This is a genomic window from Vibrio sp. D417a, assembly GCF_030248595.1.
GTDB lineage: Bacteria > Pseudomonadota > Gammaproteobacteria > Enterobacterales > Vibrionaceae > Vibrio > Vibrio alginolyticus.
In genome coordinates this window covers 150,003-170,248 of record NZ_JAHGAM010000019.1, presented here as the reverse complement: position 1 = coordinate 170,248, position 20,246 = coordinate 150,003, and the positions used below count along the sequence as shown (strand labels likewise).

The following is a 20,246-nucleotide window of genomic DNA, read 5'->3' as shown; positions in this document are numbered from 1 at the left end:
CGTGATGATGTGCCGCTCGGTTTGGATAATTTGAGCGGAAGAAAGAATATTATAGGAAGGCCTAGTGTATGCGAGGATTTTTCATCCAACAAACTGGACATTTATCCAGTGTCTAAATACCATTGTTATAGATACAAAACACAGGCTAACTCGCTATTATGCAATGGATTCTTGAGTACCAATCTCTCATTCTCTCTTCTCTTTGTGCTGCCACGCTTAGTGGTGTCGCTGCCGGTTGGTGGGTGAAACAGCGTTTTATCACCCAAACTCAGCTTCTCGAGCAACAACTTGTTTCAGAAAAACAGCTTCATCAACAGCAACTTGAACAGGTCAAGCAAAGCCTTGCCGATGCTCAGCAAGAGTTGGATGAGTTAGATGATGAGCGCGATAAAGCCGCGTTTGAAGTGCGTCAAACGCACGGAAAGCTGATGGCAGCTATGGAAAAACTGCGTTACTTCGAGGCTGTAAAGCAAGAGCGCCAGCAATACTTTGATGAGCTTGGTCAAATGCGTGAACACAAATCACGTCTAGAAACGCAGCTGCGTGAACAGCAAGCTCGCCATGAGCAAATTAACCAAGCTAATGCCGAAAAACTGCAAATTTTAGAACAAGCGGAAGCACGCTTGAAACAACAATTTGAGCACTTGGCCAACCAATTGTTTGAAGAAAAAACCGCGAAGGTCGATTTGCAAAACCGTCAGAGTTTAGAAGGCTTGTTGTCACCGCTTAGAGAACAGTTAGAAGGGTTCAAAAAGCACGTTAATGACAGCTTTAGCCAAGAAGCTAAAGAGCGCCATACCTTAGTGCATGAGCTGAAAAACCTGCAACGTTTGAACGAGCAAATGACGCGCGAAGCGGTTAATTTGACCCAAGCGTTGAAAGGGGACAACAAACAGCAAGGTAACTGGGGCGAAGTGGTGCTCGCTAGGGTACTTGCCGAATCTGGCTTGCGTGAAGGGCACGAATATCAGACTCAGGTGAATTTACAAAATGAAGCAGGCAAGCGTTACCAACCTGATGTCATTGTGCATCTCCCACAAAACAAACAAGTGGTTGTGGATTCTAAAATGGCGCTGGTTGCCTATGAGCGCTACTTCAACGCCGAAACTGATGCCGAGCGAGACCAGGCTTTGAGTGCGCACTTAGCTGCTCTACGTGCACATATCAAAGGGTTAAGCATGAAGGACTACCACAAACTCAAAGGTATTCAGAGTTTGGACTATGTACTGATGTTTATTCCGGTTGAGCCGGCGTTCCAAGTCGCGATTCAAGCCGATCCGAGCTTGATTAAAGACGCGATGGAGCAAAACATCATTTTGGTGAGCCCAACAACGTTGCTGGTGGCATTGCGCACCATTGATAATCTATGGCGCAATGAACGCCAAAATGAAAACGCCAAAATGATTGCGCAGCGTGCGACAAAACTCTACGACAAATTACGATTGTTTGTAGACGACATGGAGGGGCTCGGCGGTGCGCTGGATAAGGCGAATCAAAGCTATCAAGGTGCGATGAACAAGCTTGCCACAGGGCGCGGAAATGTGATTCGCCAAGCCGAAAGCTTTAAACACTTGGGAGTTGAAATTAAACGACCGATTTCTTCCGACCTCGCGCAGTTAGCGCAGAGTGATGCATTTTCAGAAAATGACCCGTTAGTAGAAAGACATCCGGCTGAGGATAAAGTAAACTAATCGCCCGCAGTGCAGTGGGCGATTTTATTTGTCAACAAACGCCCCGTAGAGGAAAGCGCTGCCTAAGAGGAATTAGAATGACGGACACAAGTTTGCAATCCAATACAGCGTTAGAGAATGAAACCACTCACTTTGGTTTCTCTACAGTGGCAAAAGACGAAAAAGTGACTAAGGTTGCCGAAGTATTCCACTCCGTGGCAACAAAATACGACATCATGAATGACCTGATGTCAGGTGGTATTCACCGCCTTTGGAAGCGCTTCACTATCGATTGTAGTGGCGCTCGCCCTGGCCAACGTATTCTTGACCTAGGTGGTGGTACGGGTGATTTGACGGCGAAATTCTCGCGCATTGTTGGCGATGAAGGCCATGTCATCCTTGCCGATATCAATAACTCAATGCTTAACGTTGGTCGCGATAAACTGCGTGACAACGGTATTGTGGGTAACGTGCATTACGTTCAAGCCAACGCAGAAGAACTGCCGTTCCCAGATGATTATTTTGATGTCATCACCATCAGTTTTTGTTTGCGTAATGTGACTGACAAAGACAAAGCGCTTCGTTCAATGTTCCGCGTACTGAAGCCAGGCGGCCGCCTATTGGTGTTGGAATTTTCAAAACCAGTGCTAGAGCCGTTATCTAAAGTATACGATGCATATTCATTCCACTTGTTGCCGAGAATCGGTGAGCTAGTTGCGAATGACTCAGAGAGTTACCGCTACCTAGCGGAGTCAATCCGTATGCATCCAGACCAAGAAACGCTGGAAGGCATGATGCAAGACGCAGGTTTTGAAAACACCAAATACTACAACTTAACTGGTGGTATTGTGGCTTTGCATCGCGGTTATAAATTCTAAGGGTTAACGGCATGCCATTTGAACCACTTATCACCGCTGTGATTGAAACGTCACTGAATACACTGATCAAAGACGACCCTGCATTGGGCCGTCGTTTAGCGCGTCTAAAAGGTCAAGTTATTCAAGTTCACCTGAAAGAGATCAATAAAACACTGACATTCGTTTTTAGTCAGCAAATTGATGTGCTCGGTCATTACGAAGGGCAGCCTAACTGCTATCTATCGCTCAACTTGAGTGTATTACCAGAGCTGCGTGATCAGGCCAACATCACTCGTCTTATTAAACAAGATAAACTTGAACTTGAAGGCGATATTCAATTGGCGCAGAAATTCTCTCAGTTGATGGTGGATTGCAAACCAGATGTTGAAGAGTGGTTGTCTCGCGTGACTGGCGATGTCGCCGCACATACCTTTGTGCAAGGTTCAAAAAACATCGGCAACTTTCTTGCGTCTCAAGCAGAAAAACACCAACGTCATCTTGCGCAAGTAGTGACTGAAGAATGGAGACTGGCTCCCGCTCCGTTAGAAGTGGCCTATTTCTGCGACCAAGTTGATGAGGTTCGCAGCCAGGCTTCTCGCATTGAAGCTCGTTTAACGGCTTTGCTGAATAAGCTGGATGCAGATAAGCCTGCATTGGAGAAACCATGACGCCAGCAGAACTAAAGCGCTTATACCACATCGCCAAAGTACAACTGGAATACGGCTTAGATGAGCTGCTTCCCGATCACCAACTGACCAAAGCGCCGCTTTTACTGCGCAAAAGCTTGTTTTGGATTAAGAACAAGCACCCAGAAAAACCACTCGGTGAACGTCTGCGTTTAGCACTGCAAGAGCTGGGGCCGGTTTGGATTAAGTTCGGTCAGATGATGTCGACGCGCCGTGACTTATTTCCTCCGCATATCGCTGATCCCCTAGCTTTACTTCAAGACCAAGTCGCGCCTTTTGATGGCGAGTTGGCAAAAAAGCAGATGGAGCAAGCATTAGGTGGTTCGTTAGAAAAATGGTTTACCGAGTTTGATATCAAACCACTGGCGTCTGCGTCGATTGCTCAAGTACATACTGCGCGCATAAAAGACACTAACCAAGAAGTGGTATTAAAGGTTATCCGCCCAGATATTCGCCCAGTCATTGATTCAGATCTAAAACTGATGCACCGAATGGCGCGTATAGTCGCCGGAGCGATGCCTGAAGCACGTCGTTTAAAACCAGTTGAAGTCGTGCGTGAGTACGAGAAAACCCTGCTTGATGAACTCGACTTGCGACGTGAGGCGGCGAATGCCATTCAGTTGCGCCGCAACTTTGAAGGCAGCGAAGAATTATATGTTCCTGAAGTTTTTCCCGACTTCAGTAATGAAACTGTCATGGTTTCTGAGCGAATATATGGCATTCAAGTCTCTGATATTGAAGGCTTGAAAGCAAATGGCACCAATATGAAATTGCTCGCGGAACGCGGTGTGAGTGTGTTCTTCACTCAGGTGTTCCGAGACAGCTTTTTCCATGCCGATATGCATCCGGGTAATGTGTTCGTCAAACCCGAACATCCAGAGAACCCAATGTGGATAGGGCTAGATTGCGGAATCGTTGGTACACTTAATAGCGAAGACAAGCGTTATCTGGCGGAAAACTTCCTGGCGTTTTTCAATCGTGACTACCGCCGAGTGGCGGAGTTACATGTGGATTCAGGATGGGTGCCTGCGGATACCAATGTCGATGAGTTTGAGTTCGCGATTCGCATTGTGTGTGAGCCTATTTTTGCTAAGCCATTGTGCGAAATCTCCTTTGGTCATGTGTTGTTGAATTTGTTCAATACGGCACGTCGATTCAATATGGAGGTTCAGCCACAGCTTGTACTGTTGCAAAAAACGCTGTTGTACGTGGAAGGGCTTGGTAGGCAGCTATATCCTCAACTTGATTTGTGGGAGACCGCAAAACCATTCCTGGAAGAATGGATGATGAATCAAGTTGGGCCGCAAGCTCTAGTGAATGCGATTAAAGACCGCGCACCATTTTGGGCAGAGAAATTACCTGAACTGCCAGAGCTGCTTTACGATAGCCTGAAACAAGGTAAAGCGATGAATCAACGTATGGATCAGCTTTATCAAGGGTATCGCCAGAGCAAGCGCCAGCAGGCGACAGGAAAGTTTTTGTTTGGCGTTGGCGCGACTTTAGTCGTATGCTCGGCAATATTGGTGAACGATGCTTTTGAGCAGCTTTCGTTGGCCTGCGGTATCGCAGGTGTCACATTTTGGCTGCTTAGTTGGCGAGCTTATCGTCAATAGACGTTAAACTCTTGAAATATTTTTGTTTGTTTAAAGACCCGAGGTAAAGAGAATGGGTGGTATCAGTGTTTGGCAACTTCTAATCATTGCTGTAATTGTTGTATTGCTATTCGGAACAAAGAAACTACGCGGTATCGGTGGCGATCTGGGTGGTGCCGTTAAGGGCTTCAAAAAAGCGATGAGCGAAGATGAACCTGCGAAAAATGACAAAGACGCAGACTTCGAACCAAAAAGTCTAGAAGAGCAGCAGAAAAAAGAAGCTGCTCCTGAAACGAAAAAAGACAAAGAGCAGGCGTAAAACGTGTTTGATATCGGTTTTTGGGAACTGGTATTAATATCTGTTGTTGGTCTGGTCGTTCTTGGGCCGGAGCGTTTGCCTCATGCTATTCGCAGCGTGTCTCGCTTTATCGGTGCCGCTAAGAGTATGGCAAATAGCGTCAAAGACGAATTGTCACACGAGCTGAAAGTCCAAGAGCTGCAAGAAAACTTGCGCAAAGCAGAACAAATGGGGATGGATGATTTGTCCCCTGAGTTGAAATCTTCAGTTGAAGAGTTGAAGAAGGCAGCGCAATCTGTAAATCGTCCTTACGCAAAGAACACCGATTCAGAGGCTGAGCCTGTAAAAACAGAGCCAGCAGTCGAAGAGGCCGTGAAAGCGCAAGAGAGCAAGGTTACAGCGGCAGATAAGAAAGCCGAATAGTCTCATTAGGAGGAGCTACTAGTGATTGGTAGCTCCTTTTTGATCTGGTTTTTAATAAGAGGTTTGCCATGTCTACCGTCGAGCAGACACAACCTTTAATTAGTCATTTGTTGGAGCTTCGCAACCGACTACTGCGTTCAATCCTCGCAGTGTTGGTCGTGTTTGTTGGACTAATTTATTTCTCTAACCACATTTACGAGTTTGTTTCCGCACCTTTAGTAGAACGTCTACCTGAAGGCGCGACCATGATTGCTACGGATGTAGCGTCACCTTTTTTTACGCCACTTAAGCTGACGTTAATTGCTTCGGTATTTATTGCGGTGCCGTTTATCTTGTATCAAGTGTGGGCATTTGTAGCGCCAGGTTTGTACAAGCATGAACGTCGATTGATCATGCCACTGCTGTTCTCTAGTTCGCTATTGTTCTACTGTGGAGTGGCATTTGCCTACTTCGTGGTATTTCCATTGGTGTTTGGCTTCTTTACCGCCATCTCTCTTGGTGGAGTAGAGTTTGCAACTGATATCTCGAGTTATCTCGACTTTGTGCTGGCGCTATTTATGGCGTTTGGTATCGCATTCGAGGTGCCTGTTGCGATTATTTTATTGTGTTGGACTGGGGCCACTACACCAGAAGATTTAAGACAGAAACGTCCTTATATTATAGTGGCTGCGTTTGTCGTAGGTATGGTGTTAACGCCACCAGACATGATCTCGCAAACCTTACTCGCTATTCCGATGTGTTTACTGTTTGAAGTCGGTTTGTTCTTCGCGCGTTTTTATACTCGTCGAAGCGAAGAAGTAGAAGCGGAAACCGAAGAATAAGGCTAATCTAGATGTGAAAAGCGGCTCAATTGAGCCGCTTTTTTTGCGGTTGGTTTTTTCTTGGGCTAATTACTTAACTTTCATGACGTAACCACATTTTGTGCATACGTATACTTCCTTGATGCCCAGCAGCTTTTGAAAAAAACTGCGCGGTACGCGTTGTAAGTAAGCACCATGTGTACACACTTCAACTTCCATATTCATGCTGTTTTACATTTGTGCTAATTAATGGGCGTAAATCAGTATAGGAAAATAATGTGTCGAGTTGTCGACAGTTTTGCAAAGCGGACGAAGTAAAGTGACGATATGAGAGGTAAGTAGAGTTGCTAGTTAATTATTATGTTTATCAATAATTTTGTATGGATTGTTCTACTATTTCAACGGGTTGAATCGTTCATTCAATAGTTTAGGTGATAAAAAAGCGACGTTGATTTCGTCGCTTTTTTCAATTCTCGTGAATTAAATATTAAACAGCCTTTTGGCATTCTCAGTCGTTATGGCATCGATGGTTGCAATGTCGACATCACGCAAGTCGGCAACACGTTGTGCAACGAGAGAAGTGTAGGCTGGTTCATTACGTTTACCACGGTGTGGCACCGGCGCTAAATATGGACAGTCGGTTTCTAAAATGACCCACTGCATATCCAAATGTGGAATGACTTTATCCATCCCGCCATTCTTAAAGGTTGATACGCCACCTAAGCCTAAGTGAAAGCCTAGCTCATTGATTGCTTGTGCTTCTTCTAAGCTGCCTCCAAAACAGTGGAATACACCACGCAGACGACCATCTTGCTCTTGTCGCAGCAAAGTGAGTGTTTCTTCAATCGAATCACGAGTGTGGATAACGACCGGTAAATCCATCTCTTTTGCCCAGTTAAGTTGAGCTACGAACGCCATTTCTTGCTCAGCACGATAGGTTTTATCCCAATATAGGTCGATACCGATTTCGCCCACCGCAATAAACTTGTGTTTCTCAAACCAACCGCGGATGATCTCCAACGTTTGTTCAACATTGCTGTCCACATAACAAGGGTGCAGCCCCATCATTGAGTGGCATACGTCAGGATATGCCGCTTCGGTTTGTAGCATGGGCTCAATAGAGTCCAGATCGATGTTTGGCAACAGGATTTTATTAATGCCTTGCGTTAAGGCGCGTTGTACTACTTCATCGCGGTCGTTATCAAATTCGCTAGCATAGATGTGCGCGTGGGTATCGATCATCGTTACTCTCTGTGCTTCATGGTTGGTTTCGTATTCGAAGTATACTTGAGTGTGAGTGCTGGGTCATTTTCAGTTTTTTTCATTACCTTTTTCCAGATTGTCACTCGCAACATGCATCAAGAGTGATATGATTTTGTTCACCAGATGATTTGATCATCATAACCGTCCAGACAAGGAGAAAATGGTGTCTGTATCAATTCAAGGTCCATTCCCTGCACGCCGTATGCGTCGTTTACGTAAGCACGATTTTAGTCGTCGTTTGATGGCTGAGAACCAACTTTCTGTTAATGATCTGATTTACCCAATGTTCATTCTTATGGGTAAAGATCGTCGTGAGAGCGTGGAGTCCATGCCGGGTGTAGAGCGTTTGTCGATTGATTTAATGCTAGAAGAAGCACAATACCTTGCAAATCTAGGCGTTCCAGCAATCGCGCTTTTCCCTGTCGTAAACCAAGACGCTAAAAGCTTATGTGCTACTGAAGCCTACAACCCAGAAGGTTTGGTTCAGCGAGCAGTACGAGCGCTTAAAGAACACATTCCTCAAATTGGTGTAATCACAGACGTGGCACTCGACCCATTCACGACACATGGCCAAGACGGCATCATCGATGAAGATGGCTACGTAATGAATGATGAAACCACAGAAGTATTGGTTAAGCAGGCTTTGTCTCATGCAGAAGCGGGTGCTGACGTAGTCGCGCCTTCAGACATGATGGATGGCCGAATTGGTAAGATCCGCGAAGCATTAGAAAACGCGGGCTACATTCATACTCAAATCATGGCTTACTCGGCTAAGTACGCATCGAACTACTACGGACCATTCCGTGATGCGGTTGGCTCTTCTTCAAATCTAAAAGGCGGCAACAAGAAAAACTACCAAATGGACCCAGCAAACATTGATGAAGCGATTCACGAAGTGGCGCTAGACATCAATGAAGGTGCGGACATGGTGATGGTTAAACCTGGTATGCCATACTTAGATGTAGTTCGCCGAGTAAAAACTGAACTTCAAGTACCGACATTTGCTTATCAAGTCTCTGGCGAGTACGCGATGCATAAAGCGGCGATCATGAATGGCTGGCTCAAAGAGCGTGAAATTGTGATGGAATCACTATTGTGCTTCAAACGTGCAGGTGCAGATGGCATCTTAACGTACTTTGCGAAAGACGTTGCTGAGTGGTTGGCAGAAGAGAATGCACAAACTGCTCAACACCTAAATCGTACTCCGGAAGCGACAGAAGAGTAATTATCGCTCAGTGAGAAATACCAGACCAACAAGAGTTGTTCGTCTGTATATACCCAAGTAACCTCAGGCGGATTACAACAGTAACAATCCAAGGTGCTTGGGTATTTTTATTTTGGAGAAGAGAACAATGACAATGCTGATTCGTGAAGGCACATTGGAAGAAGCACTTCAAGTTGTGGCGCGTGTTACCGAGTTTTCGAAAGGAGAAACGGTAGACTCCATGACTCAACGTTTAGAAGAGAAAAACAGTTTAATCCTCGTTGCAGAAAAAAATGGCACGATTGTCGGCTTCAAAATAGGTTACGAATTAGAGGATGGTGTTTTCTATAGCTGGTTAGGTGGTGTTGTCCCTGAAGCTCGAAATGAAGGCGTGGCACAACTGCTTTTGGAAGCTCAAGAGGATTGGGTGGCAGAACAAGGCTACAACACATTAAAAGTGAAATCTCGAAACCAGTTTCCGGCTATGCTTCGCTTGTTATTGAGAAATGGCTATATAATTGAAAAGTTTGAAGAAAAAGTAAATCTTCGAGAATCTCGAGTGCATTTCATTAAAGCAATGTGAAAATAAATGAGATTTTTTCTCATTTAACTGTTGACTACGAAATGAGAATCATTATTATTAAACCTGTCTTAGGGAATGAGGAAAGTTCACAAGGACGTTGAGTGACTTATTAACAGAAGTTAATTAACTGAAAGTTGAGAAGTGATGAAACATTTTTCCGAGAACTTGCACGAATTCTTTTTGACACGACATTGCTCACATTGCTTCCAGTGTAATTTATAGCTTCTTGGTTAAGCTGCTCTATTTACAGAATTTGCTTTACCACTTCTGCTAGGCGACCCCATTCGGGTCGCTTTTTTCTTTTCTACGATTTCTATTTGACGTCACTATTAATATCTTTTCCACATGCGATGATCATTTTAGGATCGTTGATCTTCTCGCCGTTATGCAGATTTATTATTATAAATCAATGATTTGAATTGGTGTTTTCTTGTGTTTTTTGTTATTGGATAACCAGTGGATAATTTCTATAAACAGAGTTATCCACAGGGGTTGGTGTTTTCGTGAATAAAGTCGGAAAAATTTACGCGACCTAGATCGAGCGAACAAGATAGATTCGGATCAGCAGTCATGGCATCCTAGGCAGATCTCTCAAGTACTGAATTGGATACAGACAATTATGGCAAGTATTCCTGAAAATCCGTTGATCCTTATCGACGGCTCTTCTTACCTATATCGCGCTTTTCACGCCTACCCGGGCACCATGAGCAATGGTGAAATTCCAACTAATGCCGTTTACGGCGTCGTGAACATGTTACGCAGCATGATGCGTCAGTTTGCGTCTGAGCGCATCGCGGTGGTTTTCGATGCAAAGGGAAAAACCTTTCGTGATGATATGTATGCAGAATACAAAGCGAATCGTCCGCCAATGCCGGATGACCTGCGTTGTCAAATTGAACCATTACACAATGTTATTCGTGCAATGGGTTTGCCGCTGATCTGTGTTCCTGGCGTCGAGGCGGATGACGTCATCGGTACGTTAGCATACCAAGCATCACAAAAGGGCATGCCTGTATTGATCAGTACTGGTGATAAAGACATGGCGCAGCTAGTGGATGATAACATTACCTTGATCAACACCATGACGAACGTCGTAATGGATCGTGAAGGTGTGGTTGAAAAGTTTGGCATTCCACCTGAGTTGATCATCGACTACTTAGCACTGATGGGCGATAAAGTAGATAACATTCCTGGTGTACCGGGTGTCGGTGATAAAACAGCGACCGCACTACTGCAAGGCATTGGTGGTCTGACGAAGTTGTATGAAAACCTCGATGATATTGCAGGGCTTGGTTTCCGTGGTTCTAAAACCATGGCGAAAAAGCTCATCGACAACAAAGAAAATGCCATGCTTTCGTATGAGCTAGCGACCATAAAATTGGATGTTGAGCTTGAGGAAACGCCAGAATCATTGCTGAAAGCGGAACCAAATAAAGACGAATTAGTGAAGCTATATGGCCAACTGACGTTTAAATCTTGGTTGAATGAACTACTTGAAGGCGGTTCTGGATCTGTGGAGGCCGTAGAGCTTGCAGGATCTTCACAAGCTTCTTCTTCTCAAGCCGAGATGGAAACTTCTGCGGTAACAATCGATCGCAGCCAATATGAAACAATTCTGGATAAAGAAACCTTCAATGCTTGGCTAGATAAACTTCAAACGGCTGAGCTGTTTGCATTTGATACGGAGACCGATCACCTAGATTACATGCTAGCGAATCTAGTTGGTTTGTCATTCGCTGTCGATGAAGGTATTGCGGCTTACGTGCCAGTTGCACATGACTATTTAGATGCGCCTGAACAGCTTGATCGTGATTGGGTACTAGAACAGCTGAAGCCAATTCTTGAAGATGCAGCGAAAGCAAAAGTCGGTCAAAACTTAAAGTATGATGCGTCTGTACTCGCTCGTTACGACATTGAGCTAAAAGGTATCAAGCACGACACGATGTTGGAATCGTATATCTACAACAGTGTCGGCGGTAAACACGATATGGACAGCTTGGCGCTTCGCTTCCTACAGCACAGCTGCATTTCTTTTGAGCAAATTGCAGGTAAAGGCAAAAATCAGCTTACGTTTAACCAAATCGAACTGGAACAAGCATCGCCATACGCGGCAGAAGATGCGGATGTGACCCTTCGTCTGCACAATCGCTTGTTTGCTAATATCGAGCAGGATGAAAGCCTGAAGACAGTTTACGAAGAGATTGAAATGCCGTTGGTGCCAGTTCTTTCGCGCATTGAACGCACTGGGGTCTTTATTGATGAAATGAAGCTGAGTGCGCAGTCGGTCGAGATTACCGCTCGCCTTGATGAGCTTGAAAAGAAAGCGTACGAAATTGCTGAGCAAGAGTTTAATATGAACTCGCCAAAGCAATTACAAGCCATCCTATTTGAAAAAATGGGTTTACCGGTTGTGAAGAAAACGCCATCAGGCACACCATCGACGAATGAAGAAGTTCTGCAAGAACTCGCACTAGACTACCCACTACCAAAACTGATTTTGGAATACCGTGGTCTGGCGAAGCTAAAATCAACTTACACCGACAAACTGCCGAAGATGATCAACCCATCAACGGGTCGCGTGCATACTTCTTACCACCAAGCAGTGACCGCAACGGGTCGTCTATCTTCTACTGATCCGAACTTACAGAACATTCCAATTCGTAACGAAGCTGGCCGTCGTATTCGTCAAGCGTTTGTCGCGCCATCAGGGCATAAAATCTTAGCGGTCGACTACTCGCAAATCGAACTGCGTATCATGGCACACCTTTCTGGCGACCAAGCGTTATTGGATGCATTCCGTGATGGCAAAGATATCCACGCGGCAACCGCAGCAGAAATCATGGGTGTTTCTATTGAAGACGTTTCAAGTGAGCAACGTCGTCGTGCGAAAGCGGTTAATTTCGGTCTTATTTACGGCATGAGTGCGTTTGGTTTGGCGAAGCAATTAGGCATTCCTCGTGGTGAGGCTCAAGCGTACATGGATACATACTTTGAACGTTACCCAGGCGTGATGCAGTACATGGAAGACACACGCAGCACGGCAGCAGATAAAGGGTATGTTGAAACGATTTTTGGTCGACGTTTGCATTTACCAGAAATCAAATCGCGCAACGGGATGCGTCGTAAAGCTGCTGAACGTGCGGCAATCAACGCACCAATGCAAGGTACGGCTGCGGACATCATTAAGAAAGCGATGCTGTTGGTTGATCAGTGGATTCAGGAAGAAGGCAATGGTCGTGTGAAGTTATTAATGCAAGTACACGATGAATTAGTCTTTGAAGTTGAAGAGTCATCATTGTCCGAAATTGAAAGTAAAGTACAGAAATTGATGGAATCTGCAGCAGAGCTAAAAGTACCGTTGGTTGCAGAAGCAGGTCATGGTGATAACTGGGATCAAGCTCATTAGTCAATTTTAGACCAAAATAACCAATTAATTATGAGCCAGCGCACAAACGCTGGCTTTTTTTTGAGATTAAAAAAGCTAGCGCAAAGTTAACTTTGATGTTGCTTAATGAAAATTTCATGAAAAAAAACTACAAAAATTCTTTGCAATTCTGACCAATTGTTGTACATTAATACTCGTAGGGTACAGAGGTAAGATGTTCTATCTTTCAGACCTTTTGTTTCACGTTATTGGATTAGGCTGATTCAGCCGCCCCAGTCAGTTTTTGACTGGGGCGTTTTTTATTGGGCGAAAGAAAATTATTCTTTTGGATCAGTAGCTTAAAGTAAGCCTTCAGAAACCTTCTTTTTTGACCTTTCTAAGTCACTGCAAAATCTCGATTTTTCCTTCAAATTTATTGCGTTATTCATCCTGTAAATTTACGCCAGTCACACTATTATTTTTTCTTGAAAGAAACTAAGTTACATCTTTTTGAAGATTTGCTTGGCTTAACTGTCTGAATTGTAAAGCTATTGGGTGTTTTTGGAGTGAATGTTTGGTGATACACAGGAAACAAGAGCGCTTTTTAACCTATTGAAATCGAATCTCAGTTCAGCAATGCTTCGTCACATAACAATAATTACCAATTTTTCTCTCCCGTTATCCCTGCCAGGAAGGCGGGGATTTTTATTGCCTGTTATTTAGTTCAGATAAACAAAAGCCCCACCAAATGGCAGGGCCGTGTCGAAGAAATTTAACAAATATTGTTAATTATTCTTCATCGCTCGCTGGTATCTCTTGTTCGTCTTCTTCTATCAGGTGCGCTAGTGCTGGTGCAAACCAGATATCCAGTTTTGCACGTAGTTGATCGACACCTAATCCTTTAAGTGAAGAGAACACATCAACAGAAACGTCACCACCGAAAGTTTCTACTTGCTTACGAACTTTCAGTAGAGTTTGTTTGCGTGCACCACTTTTTAGTTTATCTGCTTTGGTTAGCAAAACCTGCACAGGAATGTGGCTATCGATGGCCCAGAAAATCATTTGTTGGTCGAGATCTTTCATTGGATGACGAATGTCCATTAGAACCACTAAGCCTTTTAGGCACTCGCGTTTCTGTAGGTATTCACCCAAAGATTTCTGCCATTTGTTTTTCATCTCTACCGGTACTTGAGCAAAACCGTATCCAGGTAGATCGACAATGTGACAACCTTCTTCTACTTTGAAAAGGTTGATTAATTGCGTACGACCAGGTGTCTTTGATGTCTTGGCTAAGCTTTTTTGATTAGTTAGACGGTTAAGTGCACTCGATTTACCAGCGTTTGAGCGTCCTGCAAACGCAATTTCGACACCTTCGTCTTCCGGCAGGTGACGAATATCGGGTGCGCTGGTGATGAAATGCGTATTTTGGTAATGAATTTTTACGCTCACTGTTAACTCCATCTCGACTTTGTGTAGTCGATTGATTACTTTTTTGTGAAAATGTGTAAAATAACCGTGCTCGGCATAAGGTCGCCTATTGTACCATGAGTGTACGCGGTATGTTCACATTCCGTGGTACTGGAAGCTTGATAATTATAATGGAATGTCATGAAGAAATTAGCGCTAATTTTGAGTCTTTTAGCCAGTTGCTCAGTATGGGCCCAAGGTAATATTGAGGCTGGTAAAGCAAAATCACAAACCTGTGTCGCCTGTCACGGAGCAGATGGCAACAGTGCAATAACAACGTACCCGAAACTCGCAGGCCAACACGCTAAGTATCTTGAGAAGCAGTTAAAAGAACTTAAGCTAGGCATGACAAGTGGTGGTAAACAAGGTCGTTACGATCCTGTAATGAGTGGTATGGCAATGCCACTGAGCGATGAAGATATCGCAGACCTATCTGCTTACTACGCTTCGCTACCAGTTTCAGAAAACTCAACACCTGAAGATGTAGTAGCAAAAGGCAAAACGCTTTATACCGCTGGTGATGCCGAGCGTGGCCTAACCGCATGTATTGCATGTCATGGTCCTCGTGGCAATGGTACTGAGCTTTCAGGTTTCCCGAAAATTTCTGGTCAGCATGCTGACTACATCAAAGCTCAGCTAGAAAAATTCCGTGATGGCGACCGTGGTAATGATATGAATGCCATGATGCGCGACATCGCGAAGAAAATGACAGACGAAGATATCGAAGTGCTGTCTAAATACGTTGGCGGTCTGCACTAATATACCTAAATCGCTCAAGATCCTGCATCTTGAGCTGGTTGGGTAGATGTCCCTACATCGTTCGAGCAACTTGTACAAAAATGCCCTAGTGAATCCACTAGGGCATTTTTGTTCGTGACAGATATCACAGTCGAGTTTGGATACGAAAGCGATAGTTGGCTCGGCAGTTTGTGAGACATTTGCCATACTTGATGTTGGCTTTTTCTTGTTAGTGTTTTTAAGTTTTTGATTAAATGATAATTTTGATTTTTTAGAAAAATAGGCGGATTATTTTTTCAACCCATTACTTGTGAGCATAACGGGATAGCGTAAAGTAGAAGTCGTTCACAGGGAGTGAATGTAAGGATTTAAGACCACGGTTTAGGTCTCCAAGGATGTAGCTCGGATGCTTGGTGATTTAGAAAGGGATTTAGATAGGTAGGGAGCCTATCAGATAAGGATGGTCATCTCGTCTGACGGTTAAGACAGTGAAACGGATCAGGCACAGGAAGTTGCTCAGTAGACAGGAAGTAAACGGATAGCCAAAACTCATCAGGAAGATGAAAAACAACTCTTTTTGGCAGGGAAAGCTCTAAAAACAAAGGGATCATTGGTGCACCAAATGTGTGCAACACAGTTTCGCCAATTGATGGCACTTAGAAAGCGACAGTCTGACTGTCGCTTTTTTTATATCCGTTGACTTGCTCAGTCGTAACTTGAATTGAGATTACTGCACTTATTTAGCTTTATAGGTTGTAAACAAAGTTTTTTAACAAAAATTGCTGAAAAAATACTCAACAACACTCCAATCCGAGTTCACTTTCTGGTATGTTTCGCATCCCTGTTTGAGGAAGTCAGCATGCATACCTGTCCTTTATGCCAAAATCAGCGCACTCACCATTATTTTGAAGATAAGCGTCGTGAATATCTTCAATGTGAGCAGTGCAGCTTGGTATTCGTAAATCCAGACCAACGTTTGGATGCGGAAAGCGAAAAAGCTCACTATGATTTGCATGAGAACAACCCCGATGATTTGGGTTACCGACGCTTTTTGTCGCGTATTGCTGACCCGATCACAGAGCGAATTTCTCCACAATCAAATGGTATCGACTTTGGTTGTGGTCCTGGCCCAACGCTCTCCTTGATGCTGGAAGAGGCGGGGCACAACATGGCGTTGTACGATCTCTATTACCACCCTGATACGTCGGTTTTAGAAAAAACGTACGACTTCATGACAGCAACAGAGGTGATAGAGCACCTCTACCACCCAGATTTGGTGTGGAAGCAATGGTTGAATTTAGTTAAGCCAGGGGGCTGGATAGGCCTGATGACGAAAATGGTCATCGACGTGGAGGCTTTCAAATCATGGCATTATAAGAACGATCTCACTCACGTAGTGTTCTTTAGTCGTGACACGTTCCAGTTCCTAGCAGAGCGGGATAAGCTCGAACTCGAATTTATTGGTAATGATGTAATTTTACTGAGGAAACCCCAGTAATGAGCCGTAGTAAAAAATCTAGAAAACCGGGTGCCGCTGGTGCACCTGAGTTTGTTGTAACTCGTAACCGTACAGAATCTGATGTGGAAGGCCGCTTACGCAAGCGTGCTAAAAAGCGTAAGGGTCTGAAAACGGGTAACCGTAACTCAGAAGTTAACGAGCAGAAAAAGCAAGCTGCTGCACAAAATCGCGACCCGCGCTTAGGCAGCAAAAAGAAAATACCTCTGATTGTTGAACCTGCGAAGAAAATGACGAAGCAAGAGCGTCGTTTGTCGGCAGAGCAAGAACTAGAGATGCTAGAAAATGACGCGCAATTGAACGTGTTGCTAGACCGTATTGAAGCGGGTGAAAACCTGGGCACAGGTCTACAGAAATTCGTCGATGAGAAACTCGATCGCATTGAGAAGCTAATGGACCAACTAGGTTTGTTGGAACCTGAAGAAGAGGAAGACTTCACTGCACCTGCTGAGAAAAGCACGCGCAACGATGATGACTTGCTGGCAGATTTCGACGACATTAACTTCGACGACTATAAAGGATAATTAAGCTATGAATGTAACCTTATTAGCTATTGCTGGTGTTGTGATTATCATCGCACTCGCTTCTTATGCAGGTTACCTTCTGCTTCAATTGAAAAAGCAAAAGGAATTGCAGCTGAAGCATCAAAAATTGGCGATAGACAAACGTAACGCCAACATTTTTGAGAATGTGCATACCTTGTGTCAGGCGGGCATTCAAGGCCAGTGCGATTTATCTGAAATCAGTATCCGTGTGTATAACATCATGGATTATGTACAAGGTGAAGACCGCGTTGATTTCGATAAAACGTACCCTGCGATTTCTGAGCTTTACCACATCGTGAAAGATATGGCGCGTGGCGAAGAACGCCAACAACTTGCCAAGAAAGAGCGTATGCAACAGAACTTGACGCGTCATAAAGCGGAAAGCCGCCTCACTGATGCGATTATTGAGGAGCTCAAAGTGTTGCAGAAAAACGTCCAGCCACTGAATAATCAAATCAATATTCAGATGATTTAAGCGCGACCCCCAATAGTCTCCTTATGGCTAATGGGGGTATCGTGATCACGCTAGCACTTCTTTAGTTTTATACTTAAAAAGCCAGTCGGCGTTGCCACGCTTGTCATCGTCGTATGGCAAAATAGCGGCTCTGAATATCGGGTGACGGCTTTCGTTGCCCTAGCATTTAACGGAAAGTACCACCATGTCGAATCAACACACTGAATCGAAACAGCAAATCGTCTGGGATCAAGCGGTATTGGATAAGTACAACTATTCCGGGCCTCGTTATACGTCGTACCCAACGGCGCTGGAGTTTCATGAAGCGTTCACCATTTCTGATTATGATATGGCATGCACTCAATACCCAGAACGCCCATTATCGCTGTACGTACACATTCCGTTCTGTCACAAGCTTTGTTACTACTGTGGATGTAATAAAGTCATTACACGCCATTCGCACAAAGCGGATGAATACCTCGACGTGCTTGAACACGAAATTCGTCAACGTGCTGCATTACTTGTTGGTCGCACCGTGACGCAATTGCATTTTGGTGGTGGTACACCGACGTTTCTCTCTGAAAAGCAAATCACGCGTGTAATGAGCCTGCTACGCCAAGAGTTTACTTTTAGCAGCGATGCTGAAATCAGTATCGAGGTTGACCCGCGTGAAATCGAGCTGACCATGCTGGATCATCTGCGTAGTGAAGGCTTCAATCGCTTGAGCATCGGTGTTCAGGACTTCAACAAAGAAGTACAAAAGTTGGTGAATCGTGAGCAAGATGAAGAGTTCATCGTTGCGATGGTTGCGCGCGCAAAAGAGTTAGGCTTTCGTTCGACGAACCTAGATTTAATTTACGGTTTACCGAAGCAGACCAAAGAATCTTTTGCCAAGACTCTAGAACAAGTGCTAGAGATGCAGCCGGGCCGTCTATCCGTGTTTAACTACGCGCACATGCCACAGCTATTTGCAGCGCAGCGTAAGATTAAAGACGAAGACCTGCCAAAGGCAGAAGAGAAGATGGCGATTCTGCAAGACACCATCGCGACACTGACTGATGCTGGCTACCAATTTATCGGTATGGACCACTTTGCTTTGCCGGACGATGAACTTGCTGTTGCCCAGCGCGAAGGGATTTTGCATCGCAATTTCCAAGGCTACACCACACAAGGTGAATGTGACTTGGTTGGCTTTGGTGTTTCTGCAATCTCGATGATCGGCGATGCGTACGCGCAAAACCAGAAAGAGCTGAAGAAATACTATGCTCAAGTCAACGAACTTCGTCACGCTCTATGGAAAGGGGTCTCTCTGGACTCCGATGATTTGCTCCGTCGTGAAGTGATTAAGCAGCTGATTTGTAATTTCAAGTTAGACAAAAAAGCCATTGAGTCTGAGTTTAAAGTGAAGTTTGATCAGTACTTTAAAGAAGACTTACAGCTACTTCAGACCTTCATCAACGATGAGCTGGTGGAAGTGGATGACAATGAAATTCGTGTGACGCTGCGAGGTCGTTTGCTGATCCGTAATATTTGTATGAGCTTCGATAAGTACCTGCGAGCGAAGGCGCGTCAGCAACAATTCTCTCGTGTTATTTAATCAGAGATACAGATTCAAGATATAAAAAATGCCAGCAGATGCTGGCATTTTTTTATGTTTTCGCTGGATTTAAGCGCGATCTTTTACTTTTTCTCTCAGTTCCGCTTTTTCTGCTTCTGAAAGGAACGCAATCTCAAGGCCATTGATTTGCGCTTGGCGAATCTGGTCTTGGCTCAGGCCAGCGGCTGGTGCTGCTACTTCGTATTCGTATGGCAGTTCGATGCCTTCAACCGCTGGATCGTCAGTGTTCAGACACGCAAGAACGCCATGCTCTAGGAACTGCTTGAGAGGGTGGTTTTCTAGCGTTTCTACCGTACTTGTTTGGTAGTTTGACGTCAGGCAAGATTCAATACCAATGCGGTTTTCTGCTAGGTAATCCATCAGTTTTGGATCGTGAATCGCTTTTACGCCGTGACCGATACGAGTTGCGCCCAGCTCATTGATTGCTTGCCACATGCTCTCTGCACCTGCTGCTTCACCAGCATGGACCGTTACCCCAAGGCCAGCATCGCGTACTTGCTTGAAGTGAGACACAAAGCGATCACCCGGTTGGCCTAGCTCGTCCCCCGCAAGGTCGACGGCAACGATGTGATCTTTCTGGCTCAGAATGCCGTCCAGTTCTTGTTGACATGCGTCAGTGCCAAATGTGCGACTCATGATACCGATCAGGTTGGCTTTCACGCCAAAATCGCGCATACCCGCTTGCACACCGTCCACGACGGCTTCAACAACCCCCGCTACTGGTAGTTTGTGTTTCATCGCCATGTAGTAAGGAGAGAAACGCAGCTCTGCGTAATCGATTTGTGCGTTTAGCGCGTCTTCTACGTTTTCGTACGCGACACGACGACACGCATCTAAATCGCCCAGGACAGCAACACCCCAGTCGAGCTTAGAAAGGAAAGCAACAAGAGAGGGTTCCGCTTCGACAATTTGAACGTGAGGAGTGAGAGACTCAATATCGTACGCTGGTAGGGCAATGCCAAACTTTTGGCCTAGCTCAAGAATCGTTTTAGTACGAATGTTACCGTCGAGGTGACGGTGCAAATCAGTAAGAGGAAGGTTCTTCGTTATCATTTTGTCGATCCGGATAGTTATGAACTGGAACAGGGCCCAAACATCATCTGTGACAATACATGGGTAAGATTTGCAGTTAAGTATAAATAACAGTTGGGTAGATTGTCAGTAGAGG

Annotated in this window: 18 protein-coding genes; 15 read left to right on the top strand and 3 right to left on the bottom strand. The window is 44.8% G+C overall.

The features are described from left to right. Positions 1-158: 158 nt before the first annotated feature. The 7 genes from rmuC to tatC all read left to right on the top strand — a co-directional run bounded on the left by rmuC (position 159) and on the right by tatC (position 6,347). Positions 159-1,691, top strand: coding sequence for a DNA recombination protein RmuC (rmuC, locus tag KI742_RS18635; protein WP_238762689.1), 1,533 nt, complete (start codon positions 159-161; stop codon positions 1,689-1,691). 77 nt (positions 1,692-1,768) lie between these two features. Continuing rightward, positions 1,769-2,548 (top strand): bifunctional demethylmenaquinone methyltransferase/2-methoxy-6-polyprenyl-1,4-benzoquinol methylase UbiE, encoded by a 780-nt coding sequence (ubiE, locus tag KI742_RS18630; protein WP_005379210.1) that lies wholly within the window; start codon positions 1,769-1,771, stop codon positions 2,546-2,548. An 11-nt stretch (positions 2,549-2,559) separates the two neighbouring features. Continuing rightward, positions 2,560-3,195 (top strand): SCP2 domain-containing protein, encoded by a 636-nt coding sequence (locus tag KI742_RS18625; RefSeq protein ID WP_158159535.1) that lies wholly within the window; start codon positions 2,560-2,562, stop codon positions 3,193-3,195. After that, a complete protein-coding gene (ubiB, locus tag KI742_RS18620; RefSeq protein ID WP_167415591.1) occupies positions 3,192-4,826 on the top strand; it encodes a ubiquinone biosynthesis regulatory protein kinase UbiB in 1,635 nt (544 codons plus the stop codon). Before KI742_RS18625 ends, ubiB begins: the two co-directional genes overlap by 4 nt. A 52-nt stretch (positions 4,827-4,878) precedes the next feature. Then, entirely contained in the window at positions 4,879-5,124 is a 246-nt protein-coding gene (gene tatA, locus KI742_RS18615) for a Sec-independent protein translocase subunit TatA (RefSeq protein WP_005382958.1), read from the top strand. A gap of 3 nt (positions 5,125-5,127) precedes the next feature. Next, the gene (tatB, locus tag KI742_RS18610) at positions 5,128-5,526 is read left to right on the top strand and encodes a Sec-independent protein translocase protein TatB (RefSeq protein WP_017635021.1); all 399 of its coding nucleotides are present in this window, start codon (positions 5,128-5,130) and stop codon (positions 5,524-5,526) included. 68 nt (positions 5,527-5,594) lie between these two features. Beyond that, the gene (gene tatC / locus KI742_RS18605; protein WP_005379234.1) at positions 5,595-6,347 is read left to right on the top strand and encodes a twin-arginine translocase subunit TatC; all 753 of its coding nucleotides are present in this window, start codon (positions 5,595-5,597) and stop codon (positions 6,345-6,347) included. A 459-nt stretch (positions 6,348-6,806) separates the two neighbouring features. Here the strand turns inward: tatC and KI742_RS18600 are convergent, their stop codons facing one another. Further along, on the bottom strand, positions 6,807-7,568 hold the full coding sequence (locus KI742_RS18600; protein ID WP_171343030.1) for a TatD family hydrolase: 762 nt from the start codon (positions 7,566-7,568) through the stop codon (positions 6,807-6,809). A gap of 184 nt (positions 7,569-7,752) precedes the next feature. Between KI742_RS18600 and hemB the strand changes: the two genes are divergently transcribed. From hemB to polA, 3 genes are all read left to right on the top strand, one after another. Continuing rightward, a complete protein-coding gene (hemB, locus tag KI742_RS18595) occupies positions 7,753-8,814 on the top strand; it encodes a porphobilinogen synthase (protein ID WP_031777176.1) in 1,062 nt (353 codons plus the stop codon). A 127-nt stretch (positions 8,815-8,941) separates the two neighbouring features. After that, on the top strand, positions 8,942-9,376 hold the full coding sequence (locus KI742_RS18590; RefSeq protein ID WP_005379245.1) for a GNAT family N-acetyltransferase: 435 nt from the start codon (positions 8,942-8,944) through the stop codon (positions 9,374-9,376). Between the two features lie 619 nt (positions 9,377-9,995). After that, the gene (gene polA / locus KI742_RS18585) at positions 9,996-12,782 is read left to right on the top strand and encodes a DNA polymerase I (RefSeq protein ID WP_285385030.1); all 2,787 of its coding nucleotides are present in this window, start codon (positions 9,996-9,998) and stop codon (positions 12,780-12,782) included. Between the two features lie 747 nt (positions 12,783-13,529). Here polA and yihA read toward each other — a convergent pair. Continuing rightward, a complete protein-coding gene (yihA, locus tag KI742_RS18580) occupies positions 13,530-14,189 on the bottom strand; it encodes a ribosome biogenesis GTP-binding protein YihA/YsxC (protein WP_213915857.1) in 660 nt (219 codons plus the stop codon). A 159-nt stretch (positions 14,190-14,348) separates the two neighbouring features. On the opposite strand from yihA, the gene KI742_RS18575 reads away from it, so the two are divergent. From KI742_RS18575 to hemN, 5 genes are all read left to right on the top strand, one after another. Beyond that, positions 14,349-14,966 (top strand): cytochrome c, encoded by a 618-nt coding sequence (locus tag KI742_RS18575; RefSeq protein ID WP_005379248.1) that lies wholly within the window; start codon positions 14,349-14,351, stop codon positions 14,964-14,966. An 838-nt stretch (positions 14,967-15,804) separates the two neighbouring features. Next, positions 15,805-16,443, top strand: a complete 639-nt coding sequence (locus tag KI742_RS18570) for a class I SAM-dependent methyltransferase (RefSeq protein WP_005379250.1) — start codon at positions 15,805-15,807, stop codon at positions 16,441-16,443. Then, positions 16,443-16,985 carry a Der GTPase-activating protein YihI gene (yihI, locus tag KI742_RS18565; RefSeq protein ID WP_005379252.1) on the top strand — a complete coding sequence of 181 codons (543 nt, stop codon included), beginning with the start codon at positions 16,443-16,445 and terminating at the stop codon, positions 16,983-16,985. The genes KI742_RS18570 and yihI overlap by 1 nt, the downstream gene beginning before the upstream one ends. A 7-nt stretch (positions 16,986-16,992) precedes the next feature. Next, positions 16,993-17,481, top strand: coding sequence for a DUF2489 domain-containing protein (locus KI742_RS18560; RefSeq protein WP_005379254.1), 489 nt, complete (start codon positions 16,993-16,995; stop codon positions 17,479-17,481). 184 nt (positions 17,482-17,665) lie between these two features. Beyond that, on the top strand, positions 17,666-19,057 hold the full coding sequence (hemN, locus tag KI742_RS18555; RefSeq protein ID WP_104979917.1) for an oxygen-independent coproporphyrinogen III oxidase: 1,392 nt from the start codon (positions 17,666-17,668) through the stop codon (positions 19,055-19,057). 69 nt (positions 19,058-19,126) lie between these two features. On the opposite strand, the gene add is transcribed toward hemN, so the two are convergent. Then, the gene (gene add, locus KI742_RS18550) at positions 19,127-20,131 is read right to left on the bottom strand and encodes an adenosine deaminase (protein WP_005379257.1); all 1,005 of its coding nucleotides are present in this window, start codon (positions 20,129-20,131) and stop codon (positions 19,127-19,129) included. Positions 20,132-20,246 lie beyond the last annotated feature (115 nt).

What these genes read in the sequence shown, in the direction of transcription:
- add (WP_005379257.1), bottom strand. Translation starts at nt 20,131, where the DNA reads ATGATAACGAAGAACCTTCCTCTTACTGATTTGCACCGTCACCTCGAC.
- KI742_RS18560 (WP_005379254.1), top strand. Translation starts at nt 16,993, where the DNA reads ATGAATGTAACCTTATTAGCTATTGCTGGTGTTGTGATTATCATCGCA.
- KI742_RS18600 (WP_171343030.1), bottom strand. Translation starts at nt 7,568, where the DNA reads ATGATCGATACCCACGCGCACATCTATGCTAGCGAATTTGATAACGAC.
- ubiB (WP_167415591.1), top strand. Translation starts at nt 3,192, where the DNA reads ATGACGCCAGCAGAACTAAAGCGCTTATACCACATCGCCAAAGTACAA.
- polA (WP_285385030.1), top strand. Translation starts at nt 9,996, where the DNA reads ATGGCAAGTATTCCTGAAAATCCGTTGATCCTTATCGACGGCTCTTCT.
- tatC (WP_005379234.1), top strand. Translation starts at nt 5,595, where the DNA reads ATGTCTACCGTCGAGCAGACACAACCTTTAATTAGTCATTTGTTGGAG.
- hemN (WP_104979917.1), top strand. Translation starts at nt 17,666, where the DNA reads ATGTCGAATCAACACACTGAATCGAAACAGCAAATCGTCTGGGATCAA.
- tatA (WP_005382958.1), top strand. Translation starts at nt 4,879, where the DNA reads ATGGGTGGTATCAGTGTTTGGCAACTTCTAATCATTGCTGTAATTGTT.
- KI742_RS18575 (WP_005379248.1), top strand. Translation starts at nt 14,349, where the DNA reads ATGAAGAAATTAGCGCTAATTTTGAGTCTTTTAGCCAGTTGCTCAGTA.
- KI742_RS18590 (WP_005379245.1), top strand. Translation starts at nt 8,942, where the DNA reads ATGACAATGCTGATTCGTGAAGGCACATTGGAAGAAGCACTTCAAGTT.
- ubiE (WP_005379210.1), top strand. Translation starts at nt 1,769, where the DNA reads ATGACGGACACAAGTTTGCAATCCAATACAGCGTTAGAGAATGAAACC.
- yihI (WP_005379252.1), top strand. Translation starts at nt 16,443, where the DNA reads ATGAGCCGTAGTAAAAAATCTAGAAAACCGGGTGCCGCTGGTGCACCT.
- KI742_RS18570 (WP_005379250.1), top strand. Translation starts at nt 15,805, where the DNA reads ATGCATACCTGTCCTTTATGCCAAAATCAGCGCACTCACCATTATTTT.
- rmuC (WP_238762689.1), top strand. Translation starts at nt 159, where the DNA reads ATGCAATGGATTCTTGAGTACCAATCTCTCATTCTCTCTTCTCTTTGT.
- KI742_RS18625 (WP_158159535.1), top strand. Translation starts at nt 2,560, where the DNA reads ATGCCATTTGAACCACTTATCACCGCTGTGATTGAAACGTCACTGAAT.